A 17,752-nucleotide genomic window follows, 5' to 3' on the forward strand; every position below is an offset into this window, starting at 1 on the left:
TTAGTGTCGTCGAGCTCATCGAGGTGACCGTTCCGAGCTCGTAGGCTCCCTTCGGCGTCAGGAAGTCGCTGATCGTCCACGCCGCCTGCTCGGCCGCTGTCCAGCGTGGTGCGACCAAGCCATCGGCCAGCGAGAGGTACGCGGCCTCGACCCAGGGGCCGCCCCTCAAGACGACCCTGGTGTAGCACTCCAAGAAGGCCTCGGCGATGTCGTCCAGGACGACCGGATCGCCGTCCAATGTCAACGTGGTCGTTGGCAATGACAGGAGGGACGGGTGGTGGATCACCCCATCCGCCGAGATCCAACTGCCGTACTTGTTGCACCACTGGGCGAGCAGCCCGACGACGGCGTTCCAGAGCCTTCCCTGGAGCACCACGGGCGCGGTCGGGACCGCGGTCAGCGCGGCAAGCTCGACCGGGTCGTAGCCGCCCGTGATGCCGGTGGCGGCGAGCTGGGCCGCGTGGCCGTCGTAGAGCCTCTTGAGGATGTCGCCGATGCTCAATCCGGACAGCGACGGGACGTAATCGTCGTCGGTGCTCGGCAAGTTGAAGGTCAGCGTTCCGGTGCCGTCGCTGGCCGTGATCGGGATCTGATTGGCCAACCACGTCAAGTCGAGGCAGCGGTAGCCGACGCTGATCGGGCCGGAGCCGATGCCCGAGGGATGCAGGCTGACGATCACCCCGGTGAAGCGCAGGGTGCCGTCGACCGTTAGGGTAACGGGCCAGCCCTGGCGGTACGATCCCGGGGTCGTCGTCACTAGTTCGGTGAATTCGAGCGAGCCGGGGCCGTCCATGCTCAGCGTGAGCCGATTGAGGACGATACGCGCGGCGCCGCGGTTGACGACGGACCCGTTGATGGCGAGGACGCTGGCCACGATCAGAAGCCCCCGTAGAAGCTCTCGGAATCGACCTGCTGTCTCTGCATGCCGCGGGCGATTGCCTGCTGGCTCTTCCGGTAGCCGGCCCAGGCGGCCTGCTGGATGGCGGCGGCGAGGTTGCCGTCGGTGTCGGGGAGCCGGTCGACGGCGTCGCGGACGACCCGGTCGAGCTGCTGGGGCGTGCGGACAGTGGGGAGATCGCCGTTGCCTGACTGGCGGAGGGCCTCGGCGGTGAGGGCGTCCTGCTGGGCTGACTGCATGGCCCGGAGCCTATTGGAGGGTTCGGCGTCGCGCTCGGCTCGCTTCCTCGCCTGCTCCGCCTCGTGGGCGGCCTTCTCCCGGGCCTGCTCTTCGGCCTTCGACGCGGCCTCGATCCCGGCCTCTTCCTCGGCCTGGGCCTGCTTCGCCTCCTTCGCGGCGGCCTCGCGGAAGGCGCGATCCTCGCCGGCCCTCTTCCTCCGCGAAACTCCCGCGTCGTGGGCCCGCTCGCCGAATGCCTCGGTAGCCCGCTCCTCCTCATCCTGGCGGCGTCGGGCGTCGGGTGTGAGGCTGGAGAGGTCGTCCCGCGTGCGGCCGGCCGGGAGAGTGCCGACCAGGTCATTGAGGGCCCTGGAGTCGCCGCGGAGGGCCCGGCCGACGAGGTCCTCGGCCTGCTGGCCAATGCGGCCCCGCTCGGCCTCGACGGCCTTGCGTCGGGCCTCGATGTCCCGTTCCATCCCGCCTTGCGTTCCTACCAGGTTGAAGGGATCTCTGGCGACCTGTTCCTGATAGGTCCGGATCGATCTGCGGAGGGCCTCCTGGCGTCTGCCGAGCTCGCCGCCGGAGCTTCCGGACTTGAGGAGGGCGGCCTGGGCGGCCTTGATGAGCGAGTCTGGGTCGTTGCCGACGACCGCCTGGACGTCCGCGGCGATGTCCTTCGCCTCATCGGTGGGCCGGTCGCGGGCGGCTTCGAGAGCGGCCCGGGTCTTCTTCGCGTCGGCGGCTTCGCGCTCCAGCTTCGCGGAGGCGGCCAGGCGTGTGTTGTATTCCTGGAGCTGGCCGGCGGTCAGCTTGTGCTGGTCCTCAAGCTCCTTGAGCCGCTTCCTGTTCTCGTCGAGGGCGTCGGTGAGCTCCTTGACGCGGTCGCGGCTGGTCGGGAGCTCGTTGGCGGCGCCGGCGGCCAGCGCGTCCCAGAGCTTCGTGACGAGGGGCTTCGCGAGGAGGGCCGCGACGCCGAGGCCGGCCATCAGGCCGGCGAGGCCGGGGCCGCCGCCTACGGCGGCGGTGAAGCCCTCGATGTTGTTGAGGATGCCTCCCAGGCCGCCCTGCGCGAAATCCTGGAGGGCACGGCTCGCTTCGAGTGCGGACCGGCCGAGATTGGCGTGGGAGCCGGAGAGCTTGCCGGCCGCCTCGGCGGCCTTCTCGACCTTCTCGACGCCCAAGGCCACAGCGGCCGAGGTCTGGGCGACGGCCGGCTGGAGGGCGATCTCGTCGGACTTGAGGCGAGAGAGGGCGTCGGCGAGCGATTCGGTGGCGGTCTCGGCCTTCGACGCCTCGGGGCCGAAGAGTTTCAGCGCGTCGAGGAACTCCGAGCCGGTCGCCGTGGCCTGGTTGAGAGCCGCGACGAATTCGGAGTTGTCGAGCGATAGCTTTACGCGGGCTTCGTCGGCCATCGGCCATCCCTCCCGGGGTCAGGCTACGGTGAAGGCCAGGTCCGTCGAGGCCGAGCTGTCATAAAACGCCTGGATGCCGATCGTCTGGTAGGTCGCGTCGCCGAGCGGTAGGTTGTCGTCGACCGAGGCGACGTAGTTCTTCGTCTTCAGGTCGATGGTGGTCGTCAGGCCGCCGCTCCGGGCCCAGGCCGCCGAGACCGTGAGCGGGGCCTGGGTTTCGAGGTTCCCGCGGAGGGTCGCGGAGACGTACTGGAGCCGCACCGAGGCGTCCACGTCGCGGCCGGCGTAGTAGAGCGCCGTGATCCACTGGTCCTCGTCCCACGTCGGGGCGAGCGTGTTGCTGACCGTCACGGACAGGCTCGAATACTTGGTGGCCGTCCCGCCGATCGAGAGGAGCCCCTTGCTCTCGTAGTGGGCGTAGGGGTTCTCGGTCGGGAAGACGCTGTCCGCAGGCTGGGCGAGCGTCGCGGTGGACTTCGACTGGCCGACCCACTGGAGGGCGGCGGTGAGGTAATCCTGCTGCGCCGTCCCCGCGACGGCCAGCCGCTGGACCTTGCAGCCGAGGAACCTCTGGACCTGGGTCGAGTCGAAATAGTCCAGCGTGTAGCTATTCAGGTCATTGGACGTGAGGGTCGTGGCGGCCGCCAGGAGGTAACTGGCCTGGCTCGGGTAGAAGAGCGTCGCGAGCCCGCCCGAGACGACCTTCCGGTTGGCGACCACCTGGCGACGTCGATTCCCGCCGTCCGCGGAGCGGATGACCTGCCGCTGGGGCACGGCCCTCACGGTCATGGCGTCGTCGCCGACGATCCGGAACCACGCGATGTCCGGCGTCGTGGCGGACGCGTTGAACGTCCCGTAGGTCGCCTCCTTTGTGCACCGGACCCACTGCTGCGCGCCCCATCCCATGCTCTTCTCCTTATCCGAATGTCCGCCGCGGGTCCCCTACCCCGATTATCGCCGCCCGCCCGCGAAGTCGGGGTTCAGGTCGGCACGTGGAGCAGCAATCGCAGCGTCCCGTCGGCCGCGAGCATGTGCATGCCGGCGTCGGCGTTCCGGTGGCCCAGCGACACGAGCTTCAGCTCCGGCTTGACGACGCCGACCGCCGCGACCTTCGCGCGGATCGCGTTCAACCTGGCCATTTCGGCCGGCCAGAGGGCGTCGCGGACGGCCCCCCAGAGGTCCAGGAGCGGATCGACGTCGGTGCCGGCGACCACGAGCCGCAGGCCGATCGTGAAGTCGACCCGGTGCATGCCCTCGGCCTCCCAGCTCGACGAGCTGGGGAGCGGACCGGTCGCGAGATAGGGCAATCGGGCCAGCGTCGGCGGCAGCGAGTCGGCGGCCTCGCCGGTCCACGACGAGAACGCTTTCACGACCCGCCGCAGGGTCGGGTCCTCTCGGAGGATCGAGTCGACGGCCCGGAAGGCGAGCCGTTCGGGCGACGCGGGCAGCGCGAGCTTCGGCGAGACCAGGGGCATCAGCCACCTCCGAGGGCCTTGAGGACGAACGACCGCAGGGACTCGACGCAGCGGCGGACCGCGTTCGGCCGGACGCCGGCCAGGTCCCTGGGCGGGGAATCCCCGCGGCCGGCGAAGAGGTCCTCCAGGAACGGCAGGCCGTTGGCGTCCACGACGTCGTCCCACGAGCCGAGCACGGACCAGCCGTCGCCCTGCCCGGCCGGCTCCGCGTGGAAACGGGTGATCACGCGGCTGGCCGCCCCCCGGGGGGCCGTCGGCGGCCCGTAGAGGACCCTGTAGGCGGAGCCGCTGAGGTTGTCGTGGGCCAGCGGCGTGAAGTCGGGCGAATGGGTCGCGGGCCGGGGCCGGTAGGTCACCGGGGCCAGCGGCCGGCCGGCGGCGTCGAGGCCGGCGAGGATCCCGGCGCGGTTCTCCTCCTCGACGATCGCCGCCCACCCGGCCAGGAGCGGCGCGAAGTCGAGCCGGGACGCCGCGGAGAGCTCCGCGAACTTCGCGTCGAGGGCCGTCGTGTCGAGATTCGTGCCGCCTGCCATGGGAAGCTCCTCAGCCCCGCCGGACCCTGACCTGTCCCAGGCTGACGGCCGCGTCGGCCGTGCCGTCGAGGTCGAGGTCCAGGTCGACTGTCAGGTTCGAGGCCAGCGCGTTGGCCATCCTCGCGAAGACGGCCGCGTACCGCGTGAGGTCGGCGCCCCCGCCGGGAGACGCCTGGCTGCGCAGGACGGCCGCCAGGGCGTGGCAGGCGGTCGCCCGCCGGACCGCCGCCCCGCGAGGGCCGGTGAGCAGGACGGCCCCGCCGTCGAGAGCGGACTGCAACCACGAGCCGGCCAGGGGCGACCCGGCGTTGCCGCCGGGGATCGCCGCGAGGGAGTCGAAGCAGGGACCGCCGCCGATCGGCCCCCCGGGCATCGCGGCGGCGATGAGCGAGTCCAGCCAGGCCCTGGCGAGCGCCCGCTGCTCGGCGAAGCCGGCCTGGTCGGCGTCGGTGTTCGCGACGTTGCCGATCCAGCCGCACTCGGCCTGCATGTCGGCGAACGTGCAGTAGCTCGACGGGGCGGTGGCCGTCCCCGGTGCGGCCAGGAGCTTGAGGGTCGTCCCGGGCGGCAGCAGGGTCGTCGTCCGACCGGAGCGGCTTGCCCACACCTGGAGCGGATAGTCGCCGGGCGGGATGCCGACGGTGTCCGCGTCCTGAAAGCTGACCTGGAACGTGGCAGCACCGGGCGCGTCGATCCAGCTCGCCGAGGGGGTAGCTAGCGGGGCGCGGTCGTCGCCCGGCCAGAGCCTCGCGACGAGGGCGTCGGTGGCCAGGAAGACGCTCGCGGCGGGCCCCGATGCGGTCATCGCCTGGAAGGGGAAGTCGCGGGACGTGCCGACGGTGAGTACGAGGGGATCGCTCATCGGGCCACCTCCGCCGCAGTGAGTGCGAGGGTGAGGTTCGGGTCGACCGCCGCGAAGTCGTCGGGGGCCGCGTCCGCCGCGAGTGCGAGGGTGCGGCCCGGGTCGATCGCCGCGAAGCCGGCGGCCGCGTCGACGAGGGCGGACTGGAAGGCGTCGAAGAGCGTCCAGCCGGCGGCTGTCGCGGGCCTCGGAAAGAACCGGGGAGTGAAGAAGGCCTCCGGGAAGAAGGAGCTCGGGAACATGGCGGATCCTCCGGGTCATGCCGGCGGCGTGATCGTGATCGCCGTGGTGTTGCCGCTGGGGTCGAAGGTCGTCGACACCCGCACCGTCGAGCCGTCGACGCCGGTCAGCGTGAGGGGGCCGTTGGGCAGGCCGGCCCGCTTGCCGACGAGGGCTCCCAGGACGGCCAGGAGCTGGCGGGCGTTGAGGCCGTCGATCGGGACGGCGTCGAGGCCGGCGGCGGCCAGCAAGACGCGGCCGGATGCGTCGGTCGCCAGCTTGTTGGCCGGAGTGACCAGGATCGCGGACGCGAGGTCCTGGACCGTCGCAGCGGCCGCCAGGGACCTGCCGATGCTGTTCGAGACGGCGAAATCCGCCCCCGTGGTCAGATCGGTCCAGACGGCCGTCGCGAAGGCCGAGCTCGCGGATGCGGCGACGCCCGCGGCCGTGATCCAGTTGGCCGGAATCGAGGGCAGCGTGACGGCCGCGGTGACGCTGGCCACGGAGCCGCCGACGTTCCCCGTCACGCTGCCGACCGCCCCCGAGACGGCACCGACGGTCGTGATGTTGGTCGTGCTGGCGAGGGTCGCGGCCGGGACCGTCACGCCGCCCGCGCAGGTGACCGCCTGCGTCTTGATGGTCTGGAGGTCGGCCGCGACGTTGCCCGACACGTCCGCGCTGGAGAGGGTCGCGGGGACCTTGCCGGACGCCGGGTTGACCTGGCCCGAGCCGGTGCCGACGGTCGGCAGGCCGCCGGCCGACGCGGGACTCGCCGTGGGCAAGGCGGACAGTCCGAGATTCGTCGCGGCCTGGGGGTCGAAGGCGACGACGGGATAGATCACGTCACACGGGTCCGCGCCGGTCGCGGTGGCGTGGAGGATGAGCGGCCCGAGCGTGTTGGTGTCGGTCGCGTTGCCGGCCACCTGATACCAGCCGTTCCCGATCTCCGTCACGAGGCCGGACGGGGAGGCGAACGACCCGCCAGGCTTCCTGAGCACGACGGTCGGGGTCGCCCCTGTGACGGGCGCGACATGGTCGGTCGACGCGACGAGCAGGAACAGCAGGGGCTGCGACGTGCTCGATTGCTTGAGCGGGTAACTGATCATGCCACGCTCCTTGACCCGAATCGAGGCGAGATCGTGCGTCGGAAGCGAGGGGTCGCGCCGGAGTAGTAGTAGGCGGTCAGCAGGTCTTCGCGCCACGACGGCGGGGGTTCCCACAATTCCCAGGGATTCGACGCGAGAGAGGCGATCTCGGCCCGCGAGCACGCCCGGTTCAGGATCAGTGCGTGTGCGAGCGTCCCGCGGCCGATCGACCCGAGTCCGTTTGGGTTCACCATGATTCCGACCGGCACCGCCGCCGTGCCGACGAATGCGGAGCCCGGGGTCCCGGTCGCCGTCGCCACCGCGACCCCGTTGAGGTAGGCCGTGGCCGTCGCCGTGGCGACGTCGTAGGTCGCGGCGAGGTCGGCCCAGGTGCTATTGGTGAGCACATTGCCGCTGGTCGCCGCCACGTTCCCCGCCGCCGTGAACGCGAGCGCCCGGAACGTCCCCAGGCCGATCCCGTCGAGGATGCCGACGCGATTCGTGCCGTCGTCGAGGCGGATCACCGTCGAGAGGTTCGTGGACGTGGTGATGTACACACGGGCGAGGAGCGTGAAGCCCGCCGTCGGCCGATACCGGGCGGAGGCCGGGACGAGGCCGTACTGGGTGCCGGTGAAGCCCAGCCCGTAGCCCTGGTCGGTCGACAGCCATGCCGGCGAGCCGGTGAGGGTGCAGGCGTCCGGCCCCGCATCGTTCGCCAGCGACGCGCCCTGCCCCGCATTCACGGCGAGCGCCAGCGTGACGTCCCGGCCGAGCGGATGGGCCGGGTCGACGCGAGTGCCGAACAGGGGCTTGTTGAGCCAGCGCATCGAATGCCCCCTTACGACAGCTTCGAGCTGGTGACCTTGACGCTGCTCAGGGGCTGGCCGGCATCGAGGTTCGTGACCTTGCCCGACCACTGACCGGTCGGGACTCGCACGGCCTTCCGATAGGTCGTCGATACGACGACGGGCGAGAACGTGTAGCTGATCGAGGGGGTCAGCTCGTAGTTGCTGGCGTCGGCCTTGTCGTAGAGGTCGAGCCGGCATCCGTTGGTCCCGGAGACGGAGCCGCCGGCCGTGACCTCGAAGCCGACGACCCCGCCGAACGCGCCGCCGGTGCTGAGGTCGAAGGTGAACGGGCTCGACGTCGTGGCCGCGGCGAGCGAGCCGTTGTAGAGGGTGTTGGAGCCGTTGTCCTGGCCGGCCGTCGAATAGGCGATGCTGGGTCCTGCCATGGCTCAGTCCTCCTCCGCGGTCGCCGGCCTGACGTACAGGATGTCCGCGGCCGTCACGTCCCGGCCGAAGAGCTTGCGGGCGAGGCTGATCTCGGCGGACCAGGCCGCGTCCGGGACGTCCTCGGTGCGGGTCAGCCGCTCGCGGAGCGACGCCTCTTCGCCGCCCGTGATGATCGGCCGGGTCGTCGACTCCGGGTCGGGCGCCGTCGCCGTCAGGAGGTCCATGGCGGACGCGAGGCTCGGCGTTTCGCTGTTGAACTCCGCGATCAGCCGATCCTGGAAGCCCGACTCGCGGAGCCGCTTCCAGCTCGCGTCGGAGAGGAGCGCGAGCACGTCGGCCCACGTCCAGGCGACGGGCCGCGTCACGAGCGGGGCCTCGGCGACGGGATTGGCCACCCGCATGGCGGCGAAATTCGCCAGGATCTGGTCCGTGGCGAGCGACCAGCCCCCGGCCATCGCCGCGACCTGCGAGCCGATCCAGTCGGCGAACGGCCCGGATGGGACTCCGCTCATCGACCCTCCTCCGTACGAGCGGCGGCCCGGGCCGCGACGAGCGGCCCGGGCCGGCAGGTTAGTAGGCGTAGATCGCGACCCCCGCGAGGACGACGCGGCCGGTGCAGGTGTCGGAGGCGTTGTCGGCCACGCGGCGAATCCGGACGCCGATCCAGTTGCCGGCGGCCGCCGAGTCGAGGTTGGCGTTGGCGATCGAGATCGTGCCGACGCGGAGGACGCCGGCTGTCGACGCGAGCGTGACCGTGGCGGTCTGCTCGGTGCCGGCGCCGGAGGTCAGGTCGAGGCTGTCGGTGTTGTCGGCGAGCAGCTTGACCGAGGCGCCGATCACCACGGCCGTCCCCAGGTCGGCGGCGTTGGAGCCGTCATCGACGACCACGACGTCGACCTTGAGGCCGGTCGTCAGGGTCGCGTTTCCGGGGATCTTCAGGACGGCGTCGTAGCCGACATTCTTGTTCCTGGGCAGGGCCAGGCCCCGGACGGTGCCGGTGGGCACCAGTTGGAGGCCGGCCTCGTAACCCATGGTCGTCTCGCGCTGGAGGGCGTCGACGACCGACGCGACGAGCTCACTGGCCATCTGCGGATCTCCACGAATAAGGCGGATAGGAGCGCGGGCGGCGGGCACGGGACGCTCCCGTGCCCGCGGCGAGACGCGGCATCAGGCGGTGACGGCGTAGGCGGCGAAGTCCTTCCGCACGATCTTGAAGCCGACGTTCGTGTGGATGTTGATCAGGGTGCCCTGGTCGCGGAGGCTGTAGCCCATCTGGATCTGGAACGTGAACTTGGGGGCGTCGGCGAGCGGGTACACGTACGTCTCCTCGACGCCTCCCAACTCGGCGTTGGAAGGCGGCGGGGCGCAGACTCCCGCGACGGCCCAGCGATGCAGGAAGACACCCGCGTACTTGCTGCTCGGGGTCGGCATCTGCTGGTCGAACTTGATCGTCGCCCCCAGGGCCGGCACCAGGACGCCCCCCTGCTGGGCCATGCGGGCGGCGTCCTCCCCTACGACCTGGGCGGAGTAAAACGCGGTGTCGGAGAGCATGTTGGCATAGGCCGCCGGGTGGGTCAGGAACGTCAGGTTCCCGGACTGAGACGTCGGGCAGCCGTTGCCGACCAAGTACCCCCACAGCTTGTTGACGTCCGCGCGCTGGAAGGTGCTGGCGGCTCCCGAGGTGAGCGACGAGTAGGCGTTCAGGTTGCTGCTCGTGAACAGGCCGGTGACCAGCGAGTTGCACTGCCGCAGCGCCGCCTCCAGCTTGGGCTGCACGTAGAGCTCGGAGAGCTTCTCGGGCGTTCGGACGGCGTCCCAACTCTTGATGACGAAGCTCGCCGAGATATGGTTGGAAAGCGTGATCTGGGCGAGGTCGTGCTGGGTATCCGACGGCTGGAGCGGGCCGCCGCCGATGTCCGCCGCGTCGGACTGGTCGACGCGCGGGATCGGCACGTTCATCGTCTGGCCGATCTCGCCCCCTGCGGCCTGGAAGTCCCAGTAGATGCTCCCCAGGGCCGCCTTGGTGTACGTGAGCGACTGGATCGCCATGACGGTGGCGGGAACCAGGCGCGTTTCGAAAATGCCGCTGACGGAATTCGCCATTCGAGGAGCCTCTCGGCGGGCTCCGAAGGGCTGTTAGCCCTCTGCGAAAGTCCGGCAACTTTCGCGGCGTGATCGACTTGACCTGGAGAGCCACCTGTCCGGGGTGGCCTCGGCGGCGGGCGCCGGGGTGATGATTCTATCCTACGCGAGCGCCGCCGCCGGCCGAAATGCCGTCACCCGTCGATCAGCTCGACCCCGCCCGTCAAGAGGGCCTCGCTATAGCGCGCCTGGTTGGCCGCCATCCATTCGCGGGACCTCAGGTCGCTCGACCTGACCCTGAACTTCCCGCTTTCCTTGACCAGGCCCCCGCGACCCGCCCCAGGCCCCGGCTTCTGAGAAGCCGCCACCGATTCGGCCGGCTTCTCGCCAGGATTCTCGCCCTTCGAGGTCTCCGCGAATAGGTACGGCCGCGTCGTTCGCTGCTCCTCGATCAGATTGGCGATCGCGGCCTCGTCGGGCTCGTCGACCTCGGCCTTGTAGCCGGCGAGCTGCCAGAGGTCCCCGACCGCGTCCAGCCTGGCCCCGGCCTTCGTCGCCGCCGCGTCGAAGACGCGGCGATGCTTCAACCCGCGGAGCTCGGCGGTGAGCTCGGCGACCCGCTTGGATGCCGCGGACGAATCGGCCCGCTTCGCCAACTCATCCCGCTCCTTCGTCAGGGCGGCCACGGAGGCCGCCAGGGCGTCTCGCTCCTTCTCGACGGCGGCGAGCTCGTCCCGCCCCTTCCGCATCTTGTAGTACAGGCTCGCGATCTTGCGGGGGTCCTTGCCCCCCGCGCCTTCCCGCTCATCAGCCGCCTTCTCGGCCATCGCCGTCATCCTCCGTTGGTTTGGACCGGATCCACGGCCGGGGGCGTCGGCACCCCGAGCCTCGCGGCGGCCTCCCGCACCAAACCGGGGTCGGCGGCCACCTGCGCCAGGTGGGCGATCGCCTGCTCCCGGGTCAGCCCGTACCGCCGCATCGCGATCGTCACCGGGGACTCGATCCCCAGCTCGATCGCCGCCCTGTCCTGCGCGTCCCGCTCCGGCCCCGGCAGGTCCACCTGGGCCCCCGGCCAGGCCAGCGAGAGCCGCCCTTCCTTCGCCGCGGCGAGCAGGTCGGCCCGGTCGTAATGCGTCCCGCCCACCGCCAGCGAGGCGACCGCCAGGTCCCGCTCGTACCGACGGAAGGGCTGCCTCCGCTCGGTGGCGTAGTCGGCCAGCGGCTTCTGCTCGATCGCCAGGGCTGCACCCGAGGCCAGCGGCTTGCTCCCCATCCGATAGGACGTCACCGGGACGCCCAGGCCCTCCAGCTCGGAGTCGATCACCGAGCGGATGTTCGTCCAGCCCCCCTCGATGTCGAGGTCCGCCTGGAGGTACTCCAGCCGGCCGGGCGGGGACTTCTCCAGGTCGGTCGGCAGCGACGCGAGCCTCGCGAACCGGCCCATCACCCGGACGGGGTTGGCCGCGACGTCCACGTCGAAGGCGACCCCCATCGGGGCGTGATACTCCTGCACGGCCTGGGCGAGGTCCGAGGCCTCCACGTCGAGCGTCGAGTTGATCGCCGAGAGGAAGGGCCCGAGCCCGCCGCAGGCGTCGATGCCCGAGGTCGGCGGCTCGAACCAGGCGAAGGCGAACGGCAGAACCCCATAGGGGTTCTGGCCGGAGAGCTCGGGCCGGAACCTCGGCAGCCGGCCGCCGGCCGTCTGGCCGGGCCGGAGCTGATCGGTCTCGTAGACGCGGAAGAACTCGGGCGTCCAGAACGTGTACCGGGTGCGGTTATCGGCGCAGTCGATCGTCACGCAGCAGGCGACCTCGTTGGCCTTCCAGGGGGCCTCGTAGGGGACGATCTCGTGCCAGCCCGACCAGACCTGGAACGAGAGCGGCCGGGCCGGGTCGCCCGTCGCCGCCACCTGGATGGCCGCCATCCCGTGGAGGTGCGACATCCGGTCGACCTGCTGCCAGACCCCGTTGACCTGGGCGGCGTCGTAGGCAGCGTTCAGCCAGTCCGCCGCCCCCTCGTGCCCGGGGAGGGACCGGGCCGGGGCGGGGGCGTAGAGCTGGCTGGCCAGCACGGTGACCACCCGCCGGGCGAACGGCAGCGACCGCTTCGGCCGGCGGCGGTAGTCGGCGTCGTCCTCCGCCTCCCGGTGCGGGATCATGTCCACGCCGCGCAGGGCGTAATAGGCGGCCGACCGCAGGCATACCTCGCGACGGCCCTGCTCGTTGGGCAGGCCGGCGAGGATCTCGCCCTCGATCGCCGACAGGAAGTCGTCGGGGAGCGGCTCGATGGGCACGTGGGTGGCTCCTTACGCCCGCTCGTATTCCGGCACGAACTCGCCGGCGAGCTCGATGTCGTAATGTCGCGTCTCCGACCGGTTCGGCCAGAGCACGTGATACAGCTCGGCGGTCGCGGTGACGCTCACCCCCGTGACCATCCCCCGAGTCGGCTCGTCGTCGATCCGGAGGTAGACGATGTCGCCGACCCCGAAGGCCGCGACCCGCTTCGAACCCGGCGTCCGGACGGTGATCGACATGGGGCGTCACTCCTTCACTTCGACGGCGGCCTCGGCGACCGGCCAGGGGGTGGGATCGAAGGCCCAGCCCTCGGCCAGCATCCGGGTCAGCAGCCCGGAGAGGGCCGCGAGCGGCTGGTCCGCCCGGTGCTCGATCCGGACGGTCTCGTTGCCGACGCGGGCCAGCCAAGGGCCGTTGAGACGCTCGGGTGCGACGACGATCGTGTTCGCGGGGCTCGCCATCCTGGGCCTCCTTGATGATTCCAGTGTAAGTCAGTCGCCGCGGACGGCCTCGTCGCGGAAACTCTGGGTCAGGGCGTCGCAGGTGTCCGGCGCGTGCCCGAGCCGCTCCTGCATGGACTCCTTGTCTTCGAGGGCCGACTTGTCGCCTTTCAGGCTGTACCGCAAAGCCAGCAGCTCTTCGCGAAGGGCCGGCCACCAGGGCTGGACCGGGATGTGGAAGGGCCGCCAGGCCACGCCCTCGCCGAGGAAGTGCTCGGGGTCGAGGCGCCGGGCGAGGGCCATCGCGGCGGCCGTGCGGAGATTCGTGAACCGCTTGCCGCCGGCTCCCCCGCCGAGGTACGGGACGGCGCCGTAGATGCCCTGGGCCTGGAGGGCGTTGGACATCCGCTTACCGGTCGTGCCCGCGCCGTCGTATGAGCAATCCCGCTCCGCGACCCCCCACTTCTCGCGGAGCCTGGCGATCACCGCCGCGGCCCCGGACGGGCCGGTATACGGCGAGGCGTCGCACTCCAGGATCCCGACGTCGTCCCGCACGAAGACCACGGAGCGGGCACGGCCGACACCCTCCCCGACGTCGCACGAGATCCGCTTCTGGCCGCCCCGGCCCGCCTTCCGGGCCTCGGCGGCCGCGGCGGCGGCCTCAGGCGACGTGCAGGCGTCGAGGTGCTCCGGCGGGATCAGCGTGTCCTGGTCGAGCCTGGGCCGCTGGGCCAGGACGTGGACGCGATACCAGAGCGAGTTCTTCCCGTGCTTGCGGGCCATCGACTCGATCCAGGACCGGTCCGCCAGGCCGTAAGGGCTCCGGTCGAGGTGGGCGTGCGGCGATGCCATCGCGGGCGTCACGAAGTGCCTGACGGCCAGGTGCGGCGGGACGTTTTCCCTGGCGTCGCGGTCGCCCTGGTCGCAGATGTCGACCGCCCAGCCAGTCGCCCGGACCGGGTTCATGGCGAGGAACATCTTGGTCGCGTTGAGGCTGTCGAGGGCGGACCCGATCTCGGCGGAGATCGCGCTGGCCTCGGTGATGACGACCAGGAGGTTGCCCGCGTGCTGCCCCGAGGCGCGCTCGATCGACGTCGTGGAAAAGGCCAGGGCCCCCCACCCGGGGGCCAGCGTCATCGTCAGCGGCGATGCCTTCACGCCCTCGCTGATATCGACCTGGAAGATCTCCGGAAAGTGCTTGCGGAAAGGGCAGCCTTCCATCGCGCGCCGGACTTCCTTGAAGGTCACAGACCCCAGGAGCGTCTGCGACGGGCCGGTCGCGATGACCAGACTATCGACGCGTGTGTAGAGCCACCAGGGCGCCAATGAGCCAATAAGCATGTCCTTTCCCAAACTGTTGGCCGTCTCGGCCACCACGACCCTGTAACGCTGGAGCGCTTCGGCCCATTCCAGCTGGCCGTCGTATCCCCTGGGTCGGCCCGACCAGAGGGGCGGCTTGTTCAACACCGCGGTGTTGAAGAGCGCGATATCGTCGTGGCACTCGGCCAGGAGGTCGCACAGGGCGTCCGTTTCAGCGTCGAAGGCCATCAGGATGCCCCCTCGACGCCCTCGGCATCCGCCCGCCCGGCTTCCCTTTCTTCGGCCTCCCTGGCGGCACGCAGCTCCTCCGCCCGCCGCTGGGCTTCCTCGACGACCTCGCGACGATCGGCGGTGTCCGCACTAGCCGGCCGCTCCGACGGCTTGGCCCACCGCTGCGGAAATTTGCGCTCCAGGAACCAGCGATTTCCGGGCGAATTGGCCGGGTCATTCAGGACGCGGTCCAGCGCCCGGGCCTCCCCTATGCTCGAAGCCCTCTCGAGTTGCACAAAGAAATCGAGGATCGCGGCGGGCACGCCGGGATCGCCGGATCTCGCCCGCTGCTGCCAGTAGTTGAGGGCTTGCTGGGTGACGCCCGCGGCCTTCAGCGCCACTTTCTGGTAGTTCCCGGCCGCGACCAGTTGGAGGATCGTATTGCAGACGTCCGGCGTTAGGACCCGGGGCCTCTCCAGTGCCGTGCCCGTCTGCGGCTTCTTCCTGGCGGCCATGATCACCCTCCCGTCGACCGGTGCGACTCGGCGGCGGCCAGCTTGGCCTTCAGCTCCGCGACCTCCACCTTGAGGACAGCGCGGGCTTCGCGGCTCTCGTCGACCTCGCCGTGGAGCTTGTCGACATCCGCCTGGGCCTCGTCGAGTCGTCGCCGCAGGAGCCTCACTTGTCCATTGGCCCCGCTCGACCAGATCGCCCAGATCGACGCGGCAACACCAATGGCCGCGCCCGCGATGACCAGGTCCGGCCGGCCTTCCACGACTGCCAGGGTCGCGGAGGGGAGCCCCACGACCGCCCCCAGCACCGCCGACCTTCCCGGAGTCAGAACCTCCGCCAGCCAGCCCGACGCGATCATCTCGATCCCGCCGCATCCCGCGACGGCCTCCATTTCCCGGCGGACGCTCACTGAGCCGCAGCCTTCGCCGCCTGGGACTTCGCCTGGACCGTCGCGGTCCCGAACAGGATTGCGGCCGCCGCGGCCAGCAACTCGCGATAACCGCCCGCCTCGTCGCCAGAGAGGATCGCCAGCAGCGCCGTGGCGACCGCGCCCAACGAGGCGGAATGCGAGAGCGTCCACTTGAGGACGACCGTGAGCAGGGCCTGCAGTTGCGGGATGGTCATGGAGGGCGTCCTTTCCGTCCGTAAAGCGAACGAAGGTCCGACGCTCTCCAGTATCGCCGAGAGGCTCTGGAACGCGGAAATCGCGAGCATAGAGGCGCGGGCGAGTTGATCGTTCGCGTGAGTGAGGACGCGACGACCTCACCGAGACGTTAGAGATGCCAAGGTGATAACGTTATTGATTATAACGGATTGATATTTAACGACTTATGACTTGAGGGGTGGTTTCCTCCGCGTCACGGCGGGCCCCCCGCGGGGCCGGGCAAGCTCAGATTCGGTGGGCGGCGGGACGGCCGCAGACCCGCCGGAGGACGGCGCGGGCGGCTTCGATCGCGGCGGGGCTCGCCAGCGGCGGCGCGGCGGCGAAATAGTCCTCGTGGATGCCGGCCGCCCGCCGCACGTCCGCCGCCCGCGCCGGGTCCAGGTCCTGGAAGAGCGGGTCCTCCGCGAAGTCCTCATCGAAGAGGACCGTGTCGGCGAGGGCGTCGAGCAGATCGTCCCACGCCTCCCTGTCGGTGCTCGTGACCCGCGGATAGCCGTCCAGCCGGTTCGGCAGGGCCTCGCGGGCGGCACTGGCCGCCAGGACCCGGAACTCGCGGCCCCGCTGGCGGGATCGGATCTCTTCATCGACGCGATCCCGGATGCAGTCGAAGATCGCGGCGACCGCGGCGTCGTCGACGGCCGTCAGGTCGACGGCCGGGACGTCCCGATCGAGGAGCCCCCCGGCCACCCGGGCCAGCACCACGAGCCGCTCGGGCGACGGCAGCCGCTCGAAGGGCGTGCCGTCGGGATTCCAGGGCTCGTCGTCGTCGGAGCATTCGAGCTCGAGCTCGACGCCGTCCCAGTACGCCGACACGCCCGCCACGAACAGGTCCTTCATCGCCCCGGTCAAGACGCCCTCGCTGTCGTCATCGTCGTCATCGCTGGGCAAGATCCACATGGTGCCGCTCCGCAGGTGGTGTCAAAGACTGTCAGTCGCCGAAGACCGACCGGATGGCATCCTGCTGCTGGTCGGGGAAGAGATGGCGATACCTCCGTCGCATCGCCTCGGTCTGGTGGCCCATCCAGCTGTCCACGACACGTTCGTCGATCCCCTTGAGGGCGCAGTTGCTGGCGAAGGAGTGCCTGAGCGTGTGATAGCCCGGCGCGACCGCCCAGGGACTCCCCTTCAGGGCCTGACGGAACGCCTTCGCGGCCATCTGAACCGAGATCGGTCGCCCGCCCTTGCCGCAGACGGTGTAAGGACCGCCCGGGTGTTGCGAATCCAGCCACTCGCGGAGGATGGCCCGCAGCTCGCCGGCCATGGGGACCGTCCGGAACGTGAGCTCGCTGCCCCGGTCCTTCTTCTTCTCGCGGAGCGTCACGACGCCGCGGTCGAAGTCCAGGTCGTCGACCCGAGACCGGAGGATCTCGGACCGCCGGGCGCCGGTGTAGGCTGCCAGGCTGATGGCGACGAACGCCCAGCGGGCGTGACACCTCTCCCGGGCCGCGTCGAGGAGCTCGCGGACCTGATCGAGCGTGAGGAAGAGGCTCCCCCACAGCTCGTCGATCTGGGCGTCCGTGAGGCCGCCTCGGGCGATCTGCCGCTCGATCTGCTCGCGGACCTGGAACGGCGGCTTGCCGCGGACCTTACCGAAAGTGAGCCCGGCGAGCGACAGCGGCCCTGGTACGAGTCCCAGGGGCTTGGCCCACCGGTTCCAGATGCTGGCGAGCGTCCCCAGTTCCTTCCGGACCGTCGCGTGCGAGATGGTCCGGCCCCGTCGCCCCTTTTCGAGCCCGCGACGGTCGACGTACCGCTGCAGGGCTTCCGTAGAGATGGAGGCGACGGGGAGCGACTTGCCGAGGAGCCGCGTGAGGTGTGCGGCGTGGATCCGCTCGGTGTCGCGGGTGTTGGCCTCCTTGCGGCCGGCGGGGTGCTCGGCTTCGTACCGCTTCAGGAGCGCCGAGAGGGTCAGCGGGGCCTCGCCCCCCGGTTTGGCCGTGACCTTGCCGCCGGAGACCAGGAACCGTCCGACGTCCGCCCCCGGCGGGATCTGGAGAATTCCCCGATCGACCAGCCGGAGGCTCTCCTCCAGTCGGTGTCGGCAGGCGGTCGCCTCCTCTTTGGTGGCCTTCGCCAGCGAATGAGAATGCCGACGCCCTTCCCAGACGAACACGATCCGCCACCGACCGCCCGGTCGCTGTTCGAGTGATGCCACGTCGCAGTCCTCCCTCGCAATCTTACGCGGAGGACGCCAACGTAACCCCAATGCGACCCGGCGGATTCCCCAAATTTTCCCCAAAGCCCGTCGCGAAGAGCTCTGTTTTTCGTCGTAACTCCTGATTTGATGGCGA

Annotated in this window: 23 protein-coding genes; all 23 read right to left on the reverse strand. The window is 70.4% G+C overall.

Translation table 11 applies throughout. The annotated features are described in order from the left end of the window. Window positions 1–874 (reverse strand): hypothetical protein (locus tag G6O54_RS28765; protein WP_165231348.1); only part of this gene is annotated, 874 nt, incomplete at its 3' end. A gap of 2 nt (window positions 875–876) precedes the next feature. Further along, the gene (locus tag G6O54_RS28770) at window positions 877–2,529 is read right to left on the reverse strand and encodes a hypothetical protein (RefSeq protein WP_165231351.1); all 1,653 of its coding nucleotides are present in this window, start codon (window positions 2,527–2,529) and stop codon (window positions 877–879) included. 18 nt (window positions 2,530–2,547) lie between these two features. After that, complete coding sequence (locus tag G6O54_RS28775) at window positions 2,548–3,435, reverse strand: phage tail tube protein (RefSeq protein ID WP_165231354.1); 888 nt, start codon at window positions 3,433–3,435, stop codon at window positions 2,548–2,550. A gap of 74 nt (window positions 3,436–3,509) precedes the next feature. Further along, complete coding sequence (locus G6O54_RS28780) at window positions 3,510–4,004, reverse strand: hypothetical protein (protein ID WP_165231357.1); 495 nt, start codon at window positions 4,002–4,004, stop codon at window positions 3,510–3,512. After that, a complete protein-coding gene (locus G6O54_RS28785) occupies window positions 4,004–4,537 on the reverse strand; it encodes a hypothetical protein (RefSeq protein WP_165231360.1) in 534 nt (177 codons plus the stop codon). Before G6O54_RS28785 ends, G6O54_RS28780 begins: the two co-directional genes overlap by 1 nt. A gap of 10 nt (window positions 4,538–4,547) precedes the next feature. Then, complete coding sequence (locus tag G6O54_RS28790; RefSeq protein WP_165231363.1) at window positions 4,548–5,399, reverse strand: hypothetical protein; 852 nt, start codon at window positions 5,397–5,399, stop codon at window positions 4,548–4,550. After that, on the reverse strand, window positions 5,396–5,641 hold the full coding sequence (locus G6O54_RS28795) for a hypothetical protein (protein WP_165231366.1): 246 nt from the start codon (window positions 5,639–5,641) through the stop codon (window positions 5,396–5,398). Before G6O54_RS28795 ends, G6O54_RS28790 begins: the two co-directional genes overlap by 4 nt. A gap of 15 nt (window positions 5,642–5,656) precedes the next feature. Next, window positions 5,657–6,724, reverse strand: coding sequence for a hypothetical protein (locus G6O54_RS28800; protein WP_165231369.1), 1,068 nt, complete (start codon window positions 6,722–6,724; stop codon window positions 5,657–5,659). Then, window positions 6,721–7,530 carry a LamG-like jellyroll fold domain-containing protein gene (locus G6O54_RS28805; RefSeq protein ID WP_165231372.1) on the reverse strand — a complete coding sequence of 270 codons (810 nt, stop codon included), beginning with the start codon at window positions 7,528–7,530 and terminating at the stop codon, window positions 6,721–6,723. Before G6O54_RS28805 ends, G6O54_RS28800 begins: the two co-directional genes overlap by 4 nt. A gap of 11 nt (window positions 7,531–7,541) precedes the next feature. Beyond that, window positions 7,542–7,937, reverse strand: a complete 396-nt coding sequence (locus G6O54_RS28810) for a hypothetical protein (RefSeq protein ID WP_165231375.1) — start codon at window positions 7,935–7,937, stop codon at window positions 7,542–7,544. Window positions 7,938–7,940: 3 nt separating this feature from the next. Then, a complete protein-coding gene (locus G6O54_RS28815; protein ID WP_165231378.1) occupies window positions 7,941–8,450 on the reverse strand; it encodes a hypothetical protein in 510 nt (169 codons plus the stop codon). 58 nt (window positions 8,451–8,508) lie between these two features. After that, the gene (locus G6O54_RS28820; RefSeq protein WP_165231381.1) at window positions 8,509–9,024 is read right to left on the reverse strand and encodes a hypothetical protein; all 516 of its coding nucleotides are present in this window, start codon (window positions 9,022–9,024) and stop codon (window positions 8,509–8,511) included. An 81-nt stretch (window positions 9,025–9,105) separates the two neighbouring features. Next, a complete protein-coding gene (locus tag G6O54_RS28825; protein WP_165231384.1) occupies window positions 9,106–10,041 on the reverse strand; it encodes a hypothetical protein in 936 nt (311 codons plus the stop codon). A gap of 173 nt (window positions 10,042–10,214) precedes the next feature. Next, on the reverse strand, window positions 10,215–10,847 hold the full coding sequence (locus G6O54_RS28830) for a hypothetical protein (protein WP_165231387.1): 633 nt from the start codon (window positions 10,845–10,847) through the stop codon (window positions 10,215–10,217). A 5-nt stretch (window positions 10,848–10,852) separates the two neighbouring features. Continuing rightward, window positions 10,853–12,313 (reverse strand): hypothetical protein, encoded by a 1,461-nt coding sequence (locus tag G6O54_RS28835; RefSeq protein ID WP_165231390.1) that lies wholly within the window; start codon window positions 12,311–12,313, stop codon window positions 10,853–10,855. A 12-nt stretch (window positions 12,314–12,325) separates the two neighbouring features. Further along, window positions 12,326–12,553, reverse strand: a complete 228-nt coding sequence (locus tag G6O54_RS28840) for a hypothetical protein (RefSeq protein WP_165231393.1) — start codon at window positions 12,551–12,553, stop codon at window positions 12,326–12,328. A gap of 6 nt (window positions 12,554–12,559) precedes the next feature. After that, window positions 12,560–12,775: a hypothetical protein gene (locus G6O54_RS28845; RefSeq protein WP_165231396.1), complete on the reverse strand. Its 216-nt coding sequence runs from the start codon at window positions 12,773–12,775 to the stop codon at window positions 12,560–12,562. Window positions 12,776–12,805: 30 nt separating this feature from the next. Further along, window positions 12,806–14,302, reverse strand: coding sequence for a hypothetical protein (locus G6O54_RS28850; protein WP_165231399.1), 1,497 nt, complete (start codon window positions 14,300–14,302; stop codon window positions 12,806–12,808). Beyond that, window positions 14,302–14,799, reverse strand: a complete 498-nt coding sequence (locus tag G6O54_RS28855; RefSeq protein WP_165231402.1) for a hypothetical protein — start codon at window positions 14,797–14,799, stop codon at window positions 14,302–14,304. The genes G6O54_RS28850 and G6O54_RS28855 overlap by 1 nt, the downstream gene beginning before the upstream one ends. Before the next feature lie 2 nt (window positions 14,800–14,801). Continuing rightward, window positions 14,802–15,206, reverse strand: a complete 405-nt coding sequence (locus G6O54_RS28860; RefSeq protein WP_165231405.1) for a hypothetical protein — start codon at window positions 15,204–15,206, stop codon at window positions 14,802–14,804. Then, window positions 15,203–15,421, reverse strand: a complete 219-nt coding sequence (locus G6O54_RS28865; RefSeq protein WP_165231408.1) for a hypothetical protein — start codon at window positions 15,419–15,421, stop codon at window positions 15,203–15,205. Before G6O54_RS28865 ends, G6O54_RS28860 begins: the two co-directional genes overlap by 4 nt. A 265-nt stretch (window positions 15,422–15,686) precedes the next feature. After that, window positions 15,687–16,358, reverse strand: a complete 672-nt coding sequence (locus G6O54_RS28870) for a hypothetical protein (protein WP_165231411.1) — start codon at window positions 16,356–16,358, stop codon at window positions 15,687–15,689. A gap of 31 nt (window positions 16,359–16,389) precedes the next feature. Then, on the reverse strand, window positions 16,390–17,616 hold the full coding sequence (locus G6O54_RS28875) for a tyrosine-type recombinase/integrase (protein WP_165231413.1): 1,227 nt from the start codon (window positions 17,614–17,616) through the stop codon (window positions 16,390–16,392). Window positions 17,617–17,752 lie beyond the last annotated feature (136 nt).

Origin of the sequence: Aquisphaera insulae, from assembly GCF_011064615.1 — a bacterium.
In the GTDB taxonomy this organism is placed as follows: Bacteria; Planctomycetota; Planctomycetia; order Isosphaerales; family Isosphaeraceae; genus Aquisphaera; species Aquisphaera insulae.

Excerpts from the sequence above, each read along its gene's own strand:
- G6O54_RS28770 (WP_165231351.1), bottom strand. The coding sequence starts at position 2,529 with ATGGCCGACGAAGCCCGCGTAAAGCTATCGCTCGACAACTCCGAATTC.
- G6O54_RS28775 (WP_165231354.1), bottom strand. The coding sequence starts at position 3,435 with ATGGGATGGGGCGCGCAGCAGTGGGTCCGGTGCACAAAGGAGGCGACC.
- G6O54_RS28780 (WP_165231357.1), bottom strand. The coding sequence starts at position 4,004 with ATGCCCCTGGTCTCGCCGAAGCTCGCGCTGCCCGCGTCGCCCGAACGG.
- G6O54_RS28785 (WP_165231360.1), bottom strand. The coding sequence starts at position 4,537 with ATGGCAGGCGGCACGAATCTCGACACGACGGCCCTCGACGCGAAGTTC.
- G6O54_RS28790 (WP_165231363.1), bottom strand. The coding sequence starts at position 5,399 with ATGAGCGATCCCCTCGTACTCACCGTCGGCACGTCCCGCGACTTCCCC.
- G6O54_RS28795 (WP_165231366.1), bottom strand. The coding sequence starts at position 5,641 with ATGTTCCCGAGCTCCTTCTTCCCGGAGGCCTTCTTCACTCCCCGGTTC.
- G6O54_RS28800 (WP_165231369.1), bottom strand. The coding sequence starts at position 6,724 with ATGATCAGTTACCCGCTCAAGCAATCGAGCACGTCGCAGCCCCTGCTG.
- G6O54_RS28805 (WP_165231372.1), bottom strand. The coding sequence starts at position 7,530 with ATGCGCTGGCTCAACAAGCCCCTGTTCGGCACTCGCGTCGACCCGGCC.
- G6O54_RS28810 (WP_165231375.1), bottom strand. The coding sequence starts at position 7,937 with ATGGCAGGACCCAGCATCGCCTATTCGACGGCCGGCCAGGACAACGGC.
- G6O54_RS28815 (WP_165231378.1), bottom strand. The coding sequence starts at position 8,450 with ATGAGCGGAGTCCCATCCGGGCCGTTCGCCGACTGGATCGGCTCGCAG.
- G6O54_RS28820 (WP_165231381.1), bottom strand. The coding sequence starts at position 9,024 with ATGGCCAGTGAGCTCGTCGCGTCGGTCGTCGACGCCCTCCAGCGCGAG.
- G6O54_RS28825 (WP_165231384.1), bottom strand. The coding sequence starts at position 10,041 with ATGGCGAATTCCGTCAGCGGCATTTTCGAAACGCGCCTGGTTCCCGCC.
- G6O54_RS28830 (WP_165231387.1), bottom strand. The coding sequence starts at position 10,847 with ATGGCCGAGAAGGCGGCTGATGAGCGGGAAGGCGCGGGGGGCAAGGAC.
- G6O54_RS28840 (WP_165231393.1), bottom strand. The coding sequence starts at position 12,553 with ATGTCGATCACCGTCCGGACGCCGGGTTCGAAGCGGGTCGCGGCCTTC.
- G6O54_RS28845 (WP_165231396.1), bottom strand. The coding sequence starts at position 12,775 with ATGGCGAGCCCCGCGAACACGATCGTCGTCGCACCCGAGCGTCTCAAC.
- G6O54_RS28850 (WP_165231399.1), bottom strand. The coding sequence starts at position 14,302 with ATGGCCTTCGACGCTGAAACGGACGCCCTGTGCGACCTCCTGGCCGAG.
- G6O54_RS28855 (WP_165231402.1), bottom strand. The coding sequence starts at position 14,799 with ATGGCCGCCAGGAAGAAGCCGCAGACGGGCACGGCACTGGAGAGGCCC.
- G6O54_RS28865 (WP_165231408.1), bottom strand. The coding sequence starts at position 15,421 with ATGACCATCCCGCAACTGCAGGCCCTGCTCACGGTCGTCCTCAAGTGG.
- G6O54_RS28870 (WP_165231411.1), bottom strand. The coding sequence starts at position 16,358 with ATGTGGATCTTGCCCAGCGATGACGACGATGACGACAGCGAGGGCGTC.